General features: G+C 36.5%; 11 protein-coding genes and 1 tRNA gene. 5 read left to right on the top strand and 7 right to left on the bottom strand.

What is annotated here, in order from left to right:
- Positions 1-641 precede the first annotated feature (641 nt).
- From LIV57_RS10350 to LIV57_RS10365, 4 genes are all read right to left on the bottom strand, one after another.
- Positions 642-713: transfer RNA gene (locus tag LIV57_RS10350), tRNA-Arg, on the bottom strand.
- Between the two features lie 60 nt (positions 714-773).
- The gene (locus LIV57_RS10355) at positions 774-2,537 is read right to left on the bottom strand and encodes a TonB-dependent receptor (RefSeq protein WP_227942508.1); all 1,764 of its coding nucleotides are present in this window, start codon (positions 2,535-2,537) and stop codon (positions 774-776) included.
- Positions 2,538-2,572: 35 nt separating this feature from the next.
- Complete coding sequence (locus LIV57_RS10360) at positions 2,573-3,064, bottom strand: hypothetical protein (protein ID WP_227942509.1); 492 nt, start codon at positions 3,062-3,064, stop codon at positions 2,573-2,575.
- 3 nt (positions 3,065-3,067) lie between these two features.
- The gene (locus LIV57_RS10365) at positions 3,068-6,031 is read right to left on the bottom strand and encodes a tetratricopeptide repeat protein (protein ID WP_227942510.1); all 2,964 of its coding nucleotides are present in this window, start codon (positions 6,029-6,031) and stop codon (positions 3,068-3,070) included.
- Positions 6,032-6,288: 257 nt separating this feature from the next.
- On the opposite strand from LIV57_RS10365, the gene LIV57_RS10370 reads away from it, so the two are divergent.
- From LIV57_RS10370 to LIV57_RS10385, 4 genes are all read left to right on the top strand, one after another.
- Positions 6,289-8,526 carry a CocE/NonD family hydrolase gene (locus LIV57_RS10370; RefSeq protein WP_227942511.1) on the top strand — a complete coding sequence of 746 codons (2,238 nt, stop codon included), beginning with the start codon at positions 6,289-6,291 and terminating at the stop codon, positions 8,524-8,526.
- A gap of 179 nt (positions 8,527-8,705) precedes the next feature.
- The gene (locus LIV57_RS10375) at positions 8,706-10,970 is read left to right on the top strand and encodes a CocE/NonD family hydrolase (protein ID WP_227942512.1); all 2,265 of its coding nucleotides are present in this window, start codon (positions 8,706-8,708) and stop codon (positions 10,968-10,970) included.
- 104 nt (positions 10,971-11,074) lie between these two features.
- Positions 11,075-12,757 carry an APC family permease gene (locus LIV57_RS10380; RefSeq protein WP_227942513.1) on the top strand — a complete coding sequence of 561 codons (1,683 nt, stop codon included), beginning with the start codon at positions 11,075-11,077 and terminating at the stop codon, positions 12,755-12,757.
- Positions 12,758-12,914: 157 nt separating this feature from the next.
- Positions 12,915-13,253: a DUF962 domain-containing protein gene (locus tag LIV57_RS10385; protein WP_227942514.1), complete on the top strand. Its 339-nt coding sequence runs from the start codon at positions 12,915-12,917 to the stop codon at positions 13,251-13,253.
- A gap of 210 nt (positions 13,254-13,463) precedes the next feature.
- Here LIV57_RS10385 and LIV57_RS10390 read toward each other — a convergent pair whose 3' ends face one another.
- The 3 genes from LIV57_RS10390 to LIV57_RS10400 form a co-directional block, all read right to left on the bottom strand.
- Positions 13,464-13,928, bottom strand: coding sequence for a hypothetical protein (locus tag LIV57_RS10390; RefSeq protein WP_227942515.1), 465 nt, complete (start codon positions 13,926-13,928; stop codon positions 13,464-13,466).
- Between the two features lie 24 nt (positions 13,929-13,952).
- The gene (locus LIV57_RS10395) at positions 13,953-14,408 is read right to left on the bottom strand and encodes a lipocalin family protein (RefSeq protein ID WP_227942516.1); all 456 of its coding nucleotides are present in this window, start codon (positions 14,406-14,408) and stop codon (positions 13,953-13,955) included.
- A gap of 122 nt (positions 14,409-14,530) precedes the next feature.
- Entirely contained in the window at positions 14,531-16,540 is a 2,010-nt protein-coding gene (locus tag LIV57_RS10400; RefSeq protein WP_410673610.1) for a hypothetical protein, read from the bottom strand.
- A gap of 156 nt (positions 16,541-16,696) precedes the next feature.
- Here LIV57_RS10400 and LIV57_RS10405 point away from each other — a divergent pair, with 156 nt between their 5' ends.
- Complete coding sequence (locus LIV57_RS10405; RefSeq protein ID WP_227942518.1) at positions 16,697-17,311, top strand: DUF4377 domain-containing protein; 615 nt, start codon at positions 16,697-16,699, stop codon at positions 17,309-17,311.
- Positions 17,312-17,336 lie beyond the last annotated feature (25 nt).

Here is a 17,336-nt window from a genome sequence, read left to right on the forward strand (position 1 = left end):
TATCTCAGGAAGCGGCTCCAAGGGCAAACTTAAAATATATTACTATTACCATTGTAATTCAAAGTGTGGCTACAGATACAATTCCACTGTGGTCAATACAATTTTTGAAGAGCAATTAAAAACATTGAGTTTTAACGAAAGCGCAAAACAATTATTAAAGGAAATAATACTGTTTAATTTTAAACATATCCAACAAAATGTTGATGACAGAAAAAAAGATCTTATCTCGCAATTACAAGATTTAAATAATAAATTAGACAATGCCAGAGACAAATACTTGAACGATCTGCTAGATTATGATGATTACCGTCTCATAAAATCTGATACCAAAGCTAAGTTAGACAATTTAGAAATGGAATTACAAAATCAGAAATTGACAAGAAAAAATCTTGATATCACGAAAAAAGTTGAAACGGTTCTAAAGATCATACCTAATCTGTCAAAGCTCTACTCACAAGGAGATACAGAAACTAAACGTGACATATTGTGTTCGATTTTATCAGAAAAACTTGAGTTTGAAGAAAATGCGTTTCGAACACCAAAATTAAATTCTGCGTTATCTTATATCTTACACATTAACAATAGTTTACAAACAAAAAAAGACGGACAAAACATTAAAAAAAATGTCTCGTCCGTCCGAGTGACCGCAGAAGGATTCGAACCCTCACTGTCGGAGCCGAAATCCGAAGTTCTATCCATTAAACTATGCAGCCGTATTCATAAGTAATGAATGATAAGTAATGAGTAATGCTTGGTTACCTATCATTTATACTTTAGAAAGTAATTTTCACGCCTCCCAGAATCTGTGCACCCAGGACTTTATATCCCTTGTACGTCTGGTATTTTGAGCTCAGAAGATTATTTCCGAGTGCGAAAATACTGAAATTTTTGTGAATTTTATACTCTGCGGAAAGATTTAAATCAGCATACCCACCAACTTTATCATTTGTATTCTCTGTAGACTGGTAAATTATGTTAGGATCACCTACCCCTTCTATCGCATAAGAGTTTGTAGTTCTGTCACTTGCAAATATTCCTTTGAATCCAAGTAATAACTTCTTGTCAAGCATCGTATATTTTGCCCCGATGCTCGCATTGAACAAAGGAACGTTATAAATGTTGTCGTAAGCCTTAAGATCGTACTTGGTGAACCTCAATTCTCCGTCTAAAATAAGATTAGCCAATGGGAAATACTGCACACTACCCTTAATATCGCTTACATTTCCGTCATCATACACTGCAGAGAATGTATTGGCAAAATTGTAGGCGGAACGATTAACAGAGTTGTTATCGAAAAGATCATTGGCCTTAAAGAACATAATATCTCTCATTTTTCCATAACCCGCAGAGAAGTCGTATTTCAGCGTTTCATCAATATCTCCTCTTAATCCCACATAAAAATGATATTTTGTCTCTGTAGGCTTTAAAAACTGATCAGAAAGGATAAATGGATTCGTCTGTAACATATCTCCGTACGTATTTAGTTTTAAACCACCGTCTACCCCTCCGTAGAATTTAAATTCATTAGCAGCGGCAAACTGAAACTCCGCCTGCGGGAACCAATAAGTTTTATTATTTTTTTGCTGTTCTAACTGATCGTTGGAATTTTTAGCATTCAGGAAAGAGAATGAAGATCCTAATGTCAAATAAGAGTCTCCTTTTCTGAAAGTTACTTTCGGTGTCAGGCTGGTATTGAAGAAGTTAGCAGAGTTTTTATCCCTGATGGCAAAATCTGTCTTTACCGCATCCAATCCTACTCCAAGGTCAGCATTCAGGTTGATTCCTGATTTTCCTAATTCAACAGCATGTTTGGAGAAATTGGCAAGAATAGACACCTGATTTTCCTGAGCATCAAAATGATCTTTAAGGAATGATGATTTTACTCTTACATCATTTAAGATTTCGTTGGAATAAAAATCGTAATACCCGTTTACTTTAAACTGATTTACTTTTTGTTTCAGATCAAGCTCTCCGGTAGGCTGCATAGCGTAGATCCCATAATAATTATAGCTGTCTAAGCCATATTCAGCATTAAGGTTGAACTTCCCTTTTTCACCGTAAGAGTTGAGGAAAGCGGCGATATTCGCTGAAGTCTGCCCGGATTTCCAGTCGTAATCTTTTTTAAGACCATTGGTGGAAAGAACATGAACATCTGCTCCCACTTCAAGTTTATTTTCAAGAGTTTTTGAAACGTTTCCATCTACCAGGATTTTCCCGTAGTTACCCATTCCGAACTGGAAATAATTATTCTGAGCAGTTCCGTCAAATTTAGGTGCTACGTCCTCTCCCTGAATGGTTGAAGTTTTGAAATCTGAAACAGCAGGAACATCTGTGATGGTATATTTCACAGGTGTCTGCGATTTCTCTTCCGGCGGATAATTTTTAATGGTTTCCACAGAAGTTTTCTTTTTCTCGATCTTCTTCACTTCCGGTTCTCTTTTTTTGTTAAGAACCAGCTTTTCCTCCTTGATCTGGGAAAACGCCACCGACGAAACCCCTAAAAATAATATGGATAATAATTGAATTTTCTTGTTCATATTTTCTTTATTTGAAAAAAATATATAACGGGCTTTTATTTATTGGAAGCAATATAACTGCCTAATAAAGCTTTCCCCGACTGTTTTGAAAAAGTTCTCCCCAGTCTGAATATATTAAACAGCCAAAGGCTTTGATAAACTTGTAATTTGTATTGATAATTTTTTGTTGCACTATTCTCAGCTACATCATAACTGTAAACAATATCATAAGGAAATGCTGAAGGCAGTAACCCGACTGTAATCATACTTCCTATCATTGGGTTTCCGCAAGGAGGAGTATAGGTTTTCATCGGATGCAGTGTTATCTTAGATACATTGGTACTGTCTTCTACAATTTCATAAATATCAGAATGTTTTAAAACCTCAAATTCTTTCTTAAGATCCTTATTCACTACAAAAGCTTTCTGTTTTTGGAAGTCAGCTTTTGCATGGTTATACTCTTTTGGATAGGCACTGTACGAAGGAATGCAGCTCCAGAGTGAAGCAGAAATTAAAAAGGAATATATGGCAATTTTAAAAACCTTCATGTACTATTTCTTAATCTGTTTTTTAACTTCTTTTGCTTCTGCAACAATTTCAGGGAAATCCTTATAGTTTGCAATGATCTGATCACAGGTATAGCTTGCCTGGTAGTTATCTTTCAGGCCGATATAGTTTTTAGCCATCAATACCAACGCTTTTGCTCCCCAGAATTCTTCTGATGCATAGTTATTGGCAAGCTTAAAGATCGTCTCATTAGAAGACTTGAAAGCTTTTCCTTTGTTCTGATAATAGGCTTTTGCATACAGAGCTTCTGCAGCTACCGAAGTATTCGATGATTTTTCAAGAGAAGAATAGGCAGTCTGTGCATCTTTATCTTTTCCGGAGTTCATCAGGCTTCTTGCTTTGATCACTTTCGCAGTTTCAATAACGGCTGCCGAGTTTTTAGAATTGGCGATTACTGCATTGGCTAATTTTTCAGCTTCTGAGAAATTATTTTCTTCCGCATACAGCTTCATCAATTCCACATTTGCATAGTTTTTAATGCTGATGTTGGAAGAATTTTTAATGCCTTCAAGGTACTTTTTAGCTTCAGCACTATTCCCTTGAGCAAGGAAAATCTGAGCTAAACGAGTTTGCGCATCATCCTGGTAATCATTCTGAATTCCAGCAACTTCCTGAAGCACAAGTAAAGCTTTGGTTGAATTGTTGGTCTGATAATAACTCTCTCCCAATTCATACTTCGCCTGGTACAATCCTTCCCCTGTCGGGTTCTGTGTGAGATACTTTTCATAATAAGCAATGGCGTTCTTATAATCTTTCTTCGCAAACAACTGCTTACCTGTAGATAAGTTGATCTCATCAATTTCAGCAGCATCTACATTCACCCCAATATTTCTTGCGAAAGTTTCGTATCCTGAAACATCTCCGTTTTTCGTGAAGATAGGTTTGGCAGCCTGAACTACTTTCTGAGCATATGCTGTATTTTTATACTGCTCACCCAGAGATTTCAATTCGGAAAGTGCTTTATCATTCTGGTTTTGATCGATGTAATTCTGCGCTCTATAGATAGAAGCATTCGCAATCAGATCTTTGTCGGAAGAACCTTTAATTACTTTTCCGAAATAATCATTGGAGTTGGCAAAATCATCCTGAGCGGCATATGCTGTTCCTATTTCGTACTGAGCATCATCATAATATTCTGAATCCGGATATTTTGATAAAAGGTTTTTAAGGTTGTTAATCTTCGCCTGTGTATCCCCTTTGAATCCCAGAGCCATTGCTTTTTGATACAAAGTATAATCCGTAGCATCTTCGTTTTTATCATAGATAGCAATGGCTTCGTTCAGATCATTGTTGGCATAATGGATATCTGCAAGACGAAGCTCTGCATCATTTTTAAACTCCGGTTTCGGATTGGTAAGATACTGTTTAAAGTAAGTAGCAGCCTGATCAAACTTTTTGGATTTAAAATAGGCATATCCTAAATCATAAGGCAGCTGCTGTTTTTCAGGGAAATTTTCAGTCAGAAGCTTTTCGTAACGAACAATGGCAGAAGGATAGTTTCCTTTCTGGTAATATACCTGTGCCAGCCAGTATAAAGCTCTGCTGTTGAATTCTTTATTGATATTGAAACCAAGACTTCTTAAGAAATATTTCTCAGCTTCATCATAATTTCCTTTGTTGAATTCTTCAGTCCCTAATAAATAAGAAACCTCCTGGTCTACTTTGTTGATCTCAGGAGTTGAACTCTGCAATCTGTCAATAGCATTCAGAGTTTCTTTATAGTTTCCGGAATACAGATAGGATTTCACCAGTAATGACCTCATTTCTGTGGCATTGGCATCATCCTGATTCTCGTTGATATAACTTTGGATCACCGCTGAAGGACTTTCAAACGGGTTACCGATATCGTAACTTAATTTAGCGTACTGCTCATGAGCCAGTTTTTTCACTTTCGCATCATAATCCATCTGATAAGAAGAACGGAATGCAGAAAGAGCCTCCTGTTTTTTATCTACGGCCAGATAAGCATTTCCTAACTGGTAATAAGCATTTTGAGCTAAAGCAGAATTACTGTTCAGAAGCTGGTTGTAATAAGAAACCGCTTCATCATATTTCTTCAGCTGTGCAGCCACAAATCCCATCTCATACAAATCGTTTTCAGATGGATTCTGCTGTACACTCAGATAATCTTTTAAATGTGGATAGGCAGAAGTGTAATCATTCTTCATGAAATAACTCTCCCCAATAATCTTATGAACTTCTGCTTTATAAGAATCTGAAATATTTTCGTTCAACAAAGCTGTTCCTTCTGTAATAGCCTGATCGTAGTTCTTATCATTGTAATACATCTGTACATAATAAGGACGTACCAGCTTTGAGAATTTATCCTGATCTTTTATCGAATCAAAATACTGGAAAGCTTTATCATTCTGTCTATTGCTGTAATACAAATGCCCAAGCATATAAGCAATATCTCCTTTTTGGGACTGATCTGCTGATTTATAAGCTTCTTCAAGGGCATCAGTAGCTCCCTTGGAATCACCCGTCATGAATTTTGCATATCCAAGCTTCAGGATATACTCGGTATTCTCCTCTTTCGAAAGCTGATACTGGTTCACTTTTTTCAAAGTCTCCAGCGCTTTATCGAAATCTTTTTTTGCTAAATAATAATCTGCCAGTGGAAGATTAGCCTGCGCAAAATAAGCAGAATTAGGGTATTCTTTCATGAAAGCGGTTAACCCTTCTTCAGCATGATTTTTCTGAAGAATCACACCGATCACATTATCAAAAAACTGGGCGCCTTCCTTTTTCGAACGGGACAAATTCTGATTGTAGAAATATTGTCTTGCATATTCGTACTGGGAAGCGTTGTATATTTTGGTCTGATAAAGATTTTCGGCTAGATTGAACCTGTAATTTTCTTTCTGGGTAAAATATTGGGACTGTTGAGCATCGGAAATTCCGAAATAGATGACCGCAGCCGCTAAAAGTATTTTTTTTGATTTCATTCTTCTTGATATAAGAAAATTAGTCTAAATAAGTTAACGAAAATATTAAAAACTTATTGTTTAAGCAAGTTTTAACAGTGTTAATGACAGTTAATTCTTATTTGATAACAATGTAAATTTTCTCACCATACAATGATAAAATTTACTACATTCGTTTGATAAAATATAAACAATTTTAATAAACAGTTATCAAAAACATATTTTAATTTGATACTTTTTCAACAGCAGCTAAAAACATACCATAAACACACCATCTCATGAAATTTAAGATTCTTTTAGCATTAATTGGGGTAAATCTCCTGCAGGCACAAAAGTTTTATTTTCCAAAGACAGCTGTAAATGACTCTGTTATATTGGAAAAACAGATTCCAGGACTTGCACAGCAAGTGATTCCTCATCTCCAGTCGGTAAAATACAAACCGGAAAACACCGTTGATCTTATGGATAACCTTTTCCGTTTGCAGATAGTGGCTCAGGATTATAAAAATTCGCTGACTTCTCTTACTGAAAACCGTAAGCTCTTTGCGGATAACAATATGGGAGACTACAGATATATCGGATTTGAACTGTATGCCCTTGCGAAAATGGAGCAAAAAGAAAACAGCACCTCATTTTCCAATGCCCTTCAGAAAGTATTCAACCCAAAATATGAAAGTCTTCCGGAAAAACTGATTCCAAGGCTTGAGCTCGCTCTTGACGGAGATGTGAAAGCATCCAGAAAACTGTTGAAGAGTCTGCTGGATAAGCAAAAAGGCAAAGACAGCATCGATTACAGAACGGCACTGGCTCTATGTAAAAGTTATCTGAATTATAAAACCTACTCCACCATTAAGCCTCAGGTCATGCAGCTGCTGGCCTCAAAAGACAATGAAAGATTCATTACCGAAACGAAAGATCTTAAGATCAACGGGAACACCTTAACGATCACTATTGTCCGCAAAAAGGAAAATACTTCCCAACTTCCTGTTATTTTAACCAATAATATCTATGCAGGTCCCATTGATGGTTTCTTTGGAAAGAGAGCTGCCACTTATAATTATGTAGGTGCGGTTGTCAATACCAGAGGTAAGAGAAACAGCAATGATACGAACAATCCTTTTGAGCATGAATCGCAAGACATCTATGAAGTGATAGACTGGGTCAGCAAACAGCCCTGGTGCAACGGGAAAGTAGGAATGATCGGAGGAAGCTATTTAGGCTTCAGCCAGTGGGCAGCCGTAAAAAAAGTGCATCCGGCTTTGAAAACAATTGTTCCACAGGTTGCAGTGGGAATCGGGATTGATTATCCGGCTCAGAATAATATCTTCATGAGCTATATGCTTCAGTGGATCCGGTATGTTACCAATAATAAGTTTACCGATGAAGCAGATTTTACCAATGCTGTAAAATGGGATTCTATTTTTACAAAATGGTATAAAAGCGGGGAATCATTCAGGTCGTTAGATAAAATAAGCGGGAAACCCAGCAAAATATTCCAGCGATGGCTGGATCATCCGGGATATGATGAATACTGGCAGAAAATGGTTCCTTACAAAGAGGATTTTTCTAAAATCAATATTCCGATCCTGACGACTACAGGATATTATGACGACGATCAGATTGGTGCGTTGTATTATTTTAAGCAACATCATCAATACAATAAAAACGCAGATCATTATCTGGTCATAGGCCCTTATAATCATGGTGGAGCTCAAAGTTTCGGATTTACTTACGTGAATGGTAATCCTATTGATCCGGTGGCCAGAATAAGCATTGATGACCTTGCTTTTTCATGGTTTGATTATATTCTTAAGGAAGGCAAAAAACCTGAAATTTTAAAAGACAGAATCAATTTTCAGGTCATGAATACGAATACCTGGAAACATGTGGGTGATCTCGATAAAATGCATAATTCTTCTTTGAAATTCTACCTTCAGGACAAAAAAAATACGTCTTCAGTCTTTAATAAGCCTGAAACCAGAAATTTCACAACCCAAATTATTGATTTTAAAAACAGGGATCAGAAAGACATTTATTACAAAGTCAGCAAAAAAGACAGTATCAAAATGACTAATTCTGTCGCTTTTGAAAGTGAAATTCTTGACAAGGATATGATCATGAGTGGAAACCTGTCAGGAGTTTTCAATATTTCGATCAATAAAAAAGATTTTGATACGGATACCTATCTGTACCAGATTTCTCCTGATGGAAAATCCTATTTACTATCCACTCATATCGTGAGAGCCAGCTATGCAAAAAACAATCAAAAACGACAGCTTCTTGAACCGGGCAAGACAGAACAGATTCCCATTAACAACTCGTATGTTATGAGTAAAAAGATAGAGAAAGGAAGCAAACTCCTTTTGTTGGTCGGAGTCAATAAAAATCCTAATTGGCAGATTAATTATGGATCTGGCAAAGACGTAAGTGAAGAAACCATAAAGGATTCCGGGGAGCCGCTGGAGGTAAAATGGTACAATGACAGTTATGTGGAAGTCCCTGTTTATAAAGATTAAAAACCTTTTTAAACAAGTTTCAGCAGACTTCATGTGATAAAACAACAATAAATCATTTCATTCTTTACTGATAAAAATTCTTAATTTAGTCAGCTAAAAAAATAAACAATTGGGTAATTATGGAGAAGTACCTATTTTGATATGATACTTTTTCATCAGAAGCTCAAAATACATCATTAATGAAATTTAAGATACTTTTAGCATTATGTTTTGTCAATATAATGCAGGCTCAGAAATTTTACTTTCCGAGGACAGCGGCAACAGATTCTACAATGTTGGAAAAACAAATCCCGGAACTGGCTTTAAAGGTGATTACTGAACATCAATCTCCTAAAAACAAACCGAAGTATACGCTCACGTTTTTAGACAATCAGTTTCGTTTACAGCTCGCTGCAAAAGATTATAAAAACTCCATTGCAAGTTTAACGGATTACCGTAAGGAATATGCAGACCATAATATGGCAGGGAACAAATATCTTGCTTTTGAAATCTACAGCATGGCAAGACTGATGGAAAAGGATAAAAAAATTTCGTTTTCCAATGCTCTTCAAACCGCCTTTACTACAAAATATGAAAGTTTATCCGAACCGCTGACCACCAAAGTAGGGCCCACTCTGGATATTGATTCAGATGTAAAGGACCATAAAAAGAGATTGAATGCAACACTTGACAAACAAAAAGATAAGGACAGCATAGACTATGCTTCCGCTCTGGCTTTATGTAAGAACTATGTCAATTATAAGACTTACTCAAGCATCAAGCCTCAGATTATGCAGCTGTTCAAAGTAAAGGAGCAGGAAAAATTCATCATTGAAACCAAAATCCTTACTTTAAAAAAAGGAACAAAACTTACCATTACGATTGTACGAAAAAAAGAAAACACTTCTCCTCTTCCCGTTATACTTACCAATAATATTTATGCCGGGGAATTTTTAGATGCAGCGATAGGGAAAAGAGCAGCAGTTTACAATTACGTAGGAGCCGTGGTTAACACCCGTGGAAAAAGAGACAGCAATGACCCCAATCATCCATTTGAAGACGAAGCTCAGGATCTTTATGAAGTCATCGACTGGGTCAGCAAGCAACCGTGGAGCAATGGTAAAGTAGGAATGATAGGCGGAAGTTATTTAGGATTCAGCCAATGGGCAGCTGCCAAAAAACTGCACCCGGCTTTGAAAACCATTGTACCTCAGGTTTCGGTAGGAATCGGAATAGATTATCCTTCTCAAAATAATGTATTCAAGGGTTATATGCTCCAGTGGATTCACTATGTCACCAATAATAAGCTGACTGATGAAGCAAGCTTTAATAATGATACAAAATGGGATTCCATCAATACAGCATGGTACAAAAGCGGCAGATCATTCAGAGCACTTGATTCTTTAAGCAGGAAGCCCAATACAATATTCCAAAGATGGCTGGATCATCCCGGTTATGATAAATACTGGCAAAACATGGTCCCTTACAAAAAAGAATTTGCCAAAATAAACATTCCTGTTTTAACAACTACAGGTTATTATGATGCTGATCAGATCGGAGCATTGTATTATTATAAAGAACATCACAAATACAACAAAAACCCTAACCATTATTTAGTGATAGGACCTTATGATCATGCAGCAGCTCAAAGTTATGGATACAATTATGTTTATGTTTTCGGTTATGGAAATCTACTCATAGATCCTGTAGCCAGAATAAGTATTGATCAACTTGCTTTTTCATGGTTTGATTATATTCTGAAGGATGGCAAAAAACCGGAACTTCTAAAAGATAAAGTCAATTTTCAGATCATGAACAGTAATACATGGAAACATGTTCCTGCTCTTGATAAAATGCACTCATCTTCTCTTAAATTTTATCTTCAGGACCGTAAAAACGGTTCTTCAGTTTTTGAGAAACCCGGAACTGAACAATTTACCCAACAGACCATTGACTTTAAAGACAGAAATCCGAAATATCTTTATCATACAGTAAGCAAGCAGGATAGTGTATATGTAACCAATTCTATTTATTTTGAAAGTGAAATTCTGGAAAAGGATATTACAATAAGCGGAAATTTATCCGGAATATTCAACGTTTCCATCAACAAAAAGGATTTTGATCCCAAAACCCTATTATATCAGGTACAACCTGATGGTAAGATATTTTTACTGTCTACACATCTTACCCGAGCCAGCTATGCAAAAAACAATTCCAAACGTCATCTGCTTAAGCCCGGAAAAAAGGAGCAGATCCCAATCAAAAACTCATTTTTCATCAGCAAAAAAATAGAAAAAGGAAGTAAACTGGTCTTACTGGTAGGAGTTAATAAAAATAAGAACTGGCAGGTCAATTATGGCACAGGAAAAAATGTAAGTGATGAAACTATAAAAGATGCAGGTGAGCCTTTGGAAATAAAATGGTACAACGACAGTTATGTGGAAATTCCCATTTATAAAGAGTGAATTCTTTTGTTTGCGCATTTTTCCCCAAATGTTTTTAACAACTGTTAACATCAAAATAAAAAATCATTACATTTGCTTTTTTTCAAATCAAATATAGTTATTGAATGAGTCAACTTTTTAGAAGAAAAATCTATTCAGATACAGATACTTCGACGGGACTTTTAAGAGTGCTGGGTGTATGGGACATTGTATTTTTTGGTATTGCGGCCATTATTGGAGCTGGGAGTTTCAGCAGTTTGGGAGAAGCCGTTTTCAGAGGCGGTCCCGGTGTAATACTACTCTATTTGATTTGTGGTTTTGCCTGTGGGTTTACCGCTTTATGCTACGCTGAATTTGCCAGCAGAATTCCTACGGCAGGTTCTGCTTATACCTATGCTTACGCCAGTTTTGGAGAACTTATCGCCTGGGTAATTGGCTGGGCGCTGATCATGGAATATTCTTTTGGAAACATTTATGTAGCCTTTTCCTGGTCGGATTATTTCACCAGTTTCCTGGGACGTCTTGGAATGCACATTCCTGATTATCTGACCTGCAGCTATACTGAAGCAAGGAAAGCTGTTCAATATGGTTCAGAAAATAAAGAACTGTTAAATGCATGGAAAACAGCACCGTTAATCGGAAGTTTGAAATTCATTGTAGATATTCCGGCGTTGGTGATCAATGGTTTAATTACATGGCTTTGCTATGTTGGAGTAAAAGAAAGTAAAAACTTCAACAACTCTCTGGTTATCTTAAAGCTTGGAGTAATTTTACTGGTTATTCTTGTTGGTTTTGCTTATATCAATACTGAAAACTGGACCCCGGTAAGCCCGACAACCGGAACACCATCCTTCATGCCGAATGGTTTTGCCGGAGTAATGAGTGCCGTATCGGGAGTATTCTTCGCCTATATCGGATTTGATGCCTTAAGTGTTCTTTCCGAAGAGACCAAAGACCCGCAGAAGACCTTACCAAAAGGAATGATTATCTCTCTTGTATTGTGTACCGTGATCTATATTGCTTTGACATTGGTATTAACAGGAATGGTAGATTACAAAAAATTTGATGGCGTGGGAGATCCGCTTTCATTTATATTTGAAAAAACGAATGCTAATGTAGCCTGGATGGAGCTTGTTGTTTCCTTCGTTGCGATTGTTGCCATTACTACCGTATTATTGGTTTTTCAGATGGGACAGCCGAGAATATGGTATGCCATGAGCCGTGACGGACTGATGCCTGCAAGATTTCAAAAAATACATCCTAAGTATAAAACGCCATCCTACGCAACGATCGTTACAGGAATTGTGGTAGGTATTCCTATCCTGTTTACGGATAAAACGTTCATCCTTGATTTTACCAGTATCGGAACTATTTTCGCTTTTGTACTGGTATGTGCCGGAGTACTAATGCTTCCAGCTAAAGAAAAAATTAAAGGCAGATTCCACCTTCCTTACGTGAATGGTAAAATCATTTTCCCTGTCATTTTCATTGGAGGTTTACTGGCTTTCTACCAGTGGCAGCCTGAGTTTTTTGATAACCTGATGAACTGGTCAGACCCTAATGAAGGAGAATTCAGAGCTTCTATTTTCTTTTTTATTATCATCAACCTGATTCTATGTATCGTAGCTTTTATCAAGAATTTATCATTAATTCCATTGATTGGTTTAAGTTCATGTCTGTATCTTCTTACAGGAATGAGCCATGAGAACTGGTTCTGGTTCGGAATGTGGTTCCTGATCGGTATGGTTATTTATTTCTGCTACGGATATAAAAATAGCAAGCTTGGAAAAGAATTAAAGGACAGCTAAGTAAGTACTTAATAAAATTGCGGAAAGGCAAAATAGCAAATAGGTTAGACCTGATGGAAAGACTGATTTGTTATTTTGCCTTTTTACTTTTGGGGCTCTTTTAAAAATCGGCAGAATTATTGCTTTCAACTCAATTGAACCAACAAACTAACCCGCCATGTCTGAAAGAATCAAAACCTACAGAGAGTTTTATCAGTTTTATCTTACTGAGCATAGTAAAACAGGAACCCGCATTTTCCATTTTATCGGAACGTTTCTCGTATTTTTCGTTATAGGGTATGTCATCAGTTCCGGAAAGGAGCGATTTCTATGGTACATCCCGATTGTAGGCTATGGATTTGCCTGGTTCAGTCATGCTGTGATCGAGAGAAATAAGCCGGCTACTTTTAAATATCCTTTATGGTCTTTAATCTCGGACTTCAGACTGTTTTTTGAGCTGCTGATCGGTAAGCAGAAATTCTTTACGTCCAATAACCAGCCTCAAAAGCAGGAATAGCCTTTAGTTTCTTTTCTTTTTTTAGTTTTGAAAATGCAAGAGCATTTCGACTTAGCACAATGTGAGATTTTCAGCAAATGATGATATTATTTTTCTCGCAGATTGTGGAGATTTCGCAGATTTTTTTTTAATAATATCTGCCTAGTGTTCAAGAGCTGTAGAGGATATTAAAGTTTAGATTGAGATTGCTTCATCTTCGGTTCGCAATGACTATATGTTGGTAGAATTCTGTTTATTCTGATGGAGTTTCTTCCCAATCAGATAACCCAATGAAGGCAGAATACATGACAATACAACCGGAACTATCAAAGCCAGACCTGATCCGTCAAGAATAACCGTTAAAGGAAAAAGATAGCCATTATAAATGATGAACGCCAATGTAAAAAGAAAACTGTCACTATTACCTGTAGAAAGAATATTAAAATCGCTTCCAAACTGATCAAACAAACCGGAGCAAACGAATAAGAAGACATTCACAAAAAACATCCATAGGACCGTTCTGTAGATCATTCTTTTTTTTGCATTCAGATATCCGCCGAGGATCAGAAATAAAGACAAAATTCCGGAAACGCCATAATCCAGTCCTGAAACATCAACTTCACTACCCATTCTTCCAAAGAAATACATGGCATACAATACCAGATTTCCGAGATAGATGACCGTTACATAATTCATACGTTAAAAATTTTGTGTTTACGGTTAGTATTGTTTTTCAAATATGTCGTAATGAACCGTGTTTACTATCTTCTCTGCAAGGATGTCTCCATCTACTTTTTTCCGTTCAGGAATATAGCTTGAAAAGGTTATCGTATGATCTTTATTGATTGTTACTTCCACTTCTTCAAGGATATTTTTATCATCTACATAAAACTGGATCCTGTTTTCTACAACTCTCCAGAAAGAAAGTCTTGGTTCAGATGGACTGCAGTCACCCGACTTCCCTTCTACATAATTATAAATGGCAAAACCATCTTCCCTGATGGCATAATTTCTCATCAGGCGGCAGTTATCGAACTCTTTTATCACTTTCTTTTTACCTTCATAAAATCCGGCTTCCTTCAGTTTCCAGAATCCAGTAACGTTTTCTTTGGTTAATTTTTGGGCATTGACCAAAGAAAAGGCCATACAGGAAGCAAGAAAAAATATCTTAGACATAATGAATTTGTGTTTTTTTTGATTGTAAACAAATATACTAGTGAGTAAAGAATTACGGTGGGCGGTGAAGCCGCCCGCCGTAATTCTAAACCTTAAACCTTAAACTTTGAACTTAAAGGATTCTATTTGAATTTCTTCTTAAAGTTGAATTTAAGCATATTCATGAGTCCCGGTTCAATAATGTCAATTCCCAGTCCGAAATTGCTGTCGGCAATGGTATGATGATCTGTTCTGAACTTTTCAAACTCACTTTGTGGAATTTCAATATTGATAAGAGGGTTGTATTCAATATAAACACTTGCCCCGTTTTTGTTTACTTTTTTTCGGCTTTTATAATCAAAATACGGGTTGGATATCGTACTTTCCTGAACTGTATATTTTTCTTCAACATCAATTTTCTGATCCGTCTGCAAATTGATTTCATATTTCTCACTGTCGAAATTATGCCAGAAAGGTAAATCTTTGTGGATGAAATCTCTTGCACTCGCCTTCACTACATTCCGGTCAAAGTACATCAGAAAACGGTTTTTCTGTGGATCCACAAAGTAAGGATTTTCAATGGTTGCAGTATATTGGATCTTAACTTCATTCAGTCTTTTGTCATCACTTACTACATCAATAGCAGCATCTTTGAATACGTTTCGGACATCTGTACCATTGCGGTCGCCTGAATAATTAAGCGCATAGAAAAGGAAGCTGTTCCAGCTGTCTATGATTTCTCTTTTATTGGTACTTTTAAAATACCTTCTCATAGCATTGGCTCTGTTTCCTTTGTAAGTCGTTGATAAAGTAAGCTTTCCGGTATTGCCCTGTGCATTTAAATCTACTCTTTCATCAATGCAGAAATAAGGGAATTTATAAGATTTTCTTACCTGAAGCTCCTGATCTTTCTTCACTTCCAGATAATGCATAAAATAGATAAAGCCTCTGTTTTCAATCAATCCGAATTCATCACGGATGGTAGCATCAATGAAATATTCTTCACCTTTATAATTCACTTTTACGACAACATGATTGAAACTTAACAGGGATGGCAGATAGTATTTAATATAATAATCTGTATTAAAATTAACCAGCACTACAGATGCATCTACTCCTATATAATCAAGGATTACTTTCAATAAAACCGATTTTGCCTTACAATCGCCCTGTTTATTTTCATACGTTACTGATGGTTCCTGTGGCTTATGACCATTCATTTCATCTGCATTGAAGACATAATAGATATGATTTTGTACATATTCTATGGCAAACTGCAGTTTTTCGTCCTGATCAGCAATGGCATCGAGTTTTTCAACCAGATTGGGAGCAAAATCCTTTAACGAAGATTTGTTAAAAATCTCCTCATAGAACGGTACAATATAGTTGGAAAGGTCTTTCCAATTGCTTTCTGTAGCAAAATCTACATAAGGGAAAATTTCACGGCCTGAATCTACAGGGTTGATATAATTCTCTTCTTCAATGACAAATCTGTCTCCTTTTTTCAGATAACTGATTTCCGGCTCAAGAACGTTTCCCTGCTCATCTCTGAAAAATGTTTTTTTATAGGCAATAGTCTGTTCACGTTCGTTGATGAACGTAAATTTAAAACTTCCATAAGCCCAATAGTTATCAGGACTTACCCAGACATACTTTGAGAATTCCTTTCTTAGAAAATCACGGTCTGTAAATTCTTTGATTCTTGAATCTTCTAAAATCAGAACATCATACAGCCTGAGATCTTTAATGGTAATATTGATTTTTTTATTACTGCTAAGAACTCCGCCACTGCTTTGGTTTTCACTGTCAAGAACCTTTATTTTTGTGTCCGGAATCTTATCGATCAGTACTCCATCCCTTAACACACTGATTCTGTGAATCTGGTAGACTTCATTTTCCTCCACAATCACATCAGAAACAGAAGCTCTTTCCAGGTTTCCAGGTTCGTTCAGAGTATACGCCATGCAGACGTACTCACTGTTTTCCGTATTGCTTGTATAGTATTTTTTGTCTAAAAAATAGCAGTAATCACGACCTTCATCAATTTGTCTTCTGGCAAATTCGGAGTCTTTGATTCGGTTTTTTATTTCCTCATCCCCGATATTTCCTGCCCACATTTCAGGTTTTTGAATCCTGTAATTTTCAACTTGCATTTGATTATCCATATTTATTATAAGAATTATATTTTGGTTAGTGTTTAAGAAATTCAAATTAAACAATTAAAAAAGTAAAAAACAATAGCAGAAGTACTACAAATTCAGTATTTTTTTTCGGCACAGTAATTGCGAGGTATGGGGAAAATCAAGTTTATGAAAAGTATAGCAACAATTCTAAAAGGGGCAGCACCCGCATTAGCATTATTCGCAATGACGCAATGTACAACCACAGCCAATGCATCCGCAGGTGATGAAAAAACATTCATCGTAGGACCACAAACAGCAGATTGTACAGGAGTAGCTCCTATGAAATGTCTGCAGGTAAAAGAAAACGCTTCCGGAAACTGGACGAATTTCTACAGCAATATCGAAGGATTTACTTATGAACCGGGGTATGAATATGTTTTAAAAGTAAAAACAGAAAAAATTGAAAATCCGCCAGCTGACGGATCTTCCATAAAATACACTTTGGTAAAGCAGGTTTCTAAAACGAAAAAAGCAGAACTGGCAGCCAATGAAAAAACAATTATCGTAGGACCACAAACCGTAGAGTGTTCTGCCGGAGCTGGCCGTATGCAATGCATGCAGGTAAAAGAAAGTGCTTCTGCAGACTGGACGAATTTCTACAGCCCTATTGAAGGTTTCACTTATGAGCCGGGTTACGAATATGTTTTAAAAGTAAAAACAGAAAAAATCGCTAATCCTCCGGCAGATGCTTCTTCAATCAAATATACATTGGTAGAACAGGTTTCTAAAACGAAGAAATAATAAATAAAAAACCGCTTCTGAAAAT

Source organism: Chryseobacterium sp. X308, from assembly GCF_020733145.1.
Classification (GTDB): Bacteria; Bacteroidota; Bacteroidia; order Flavobacteriales; family Weeksellaceae; genus Chryseobacterium; species Chryseobacterium cupriresistens.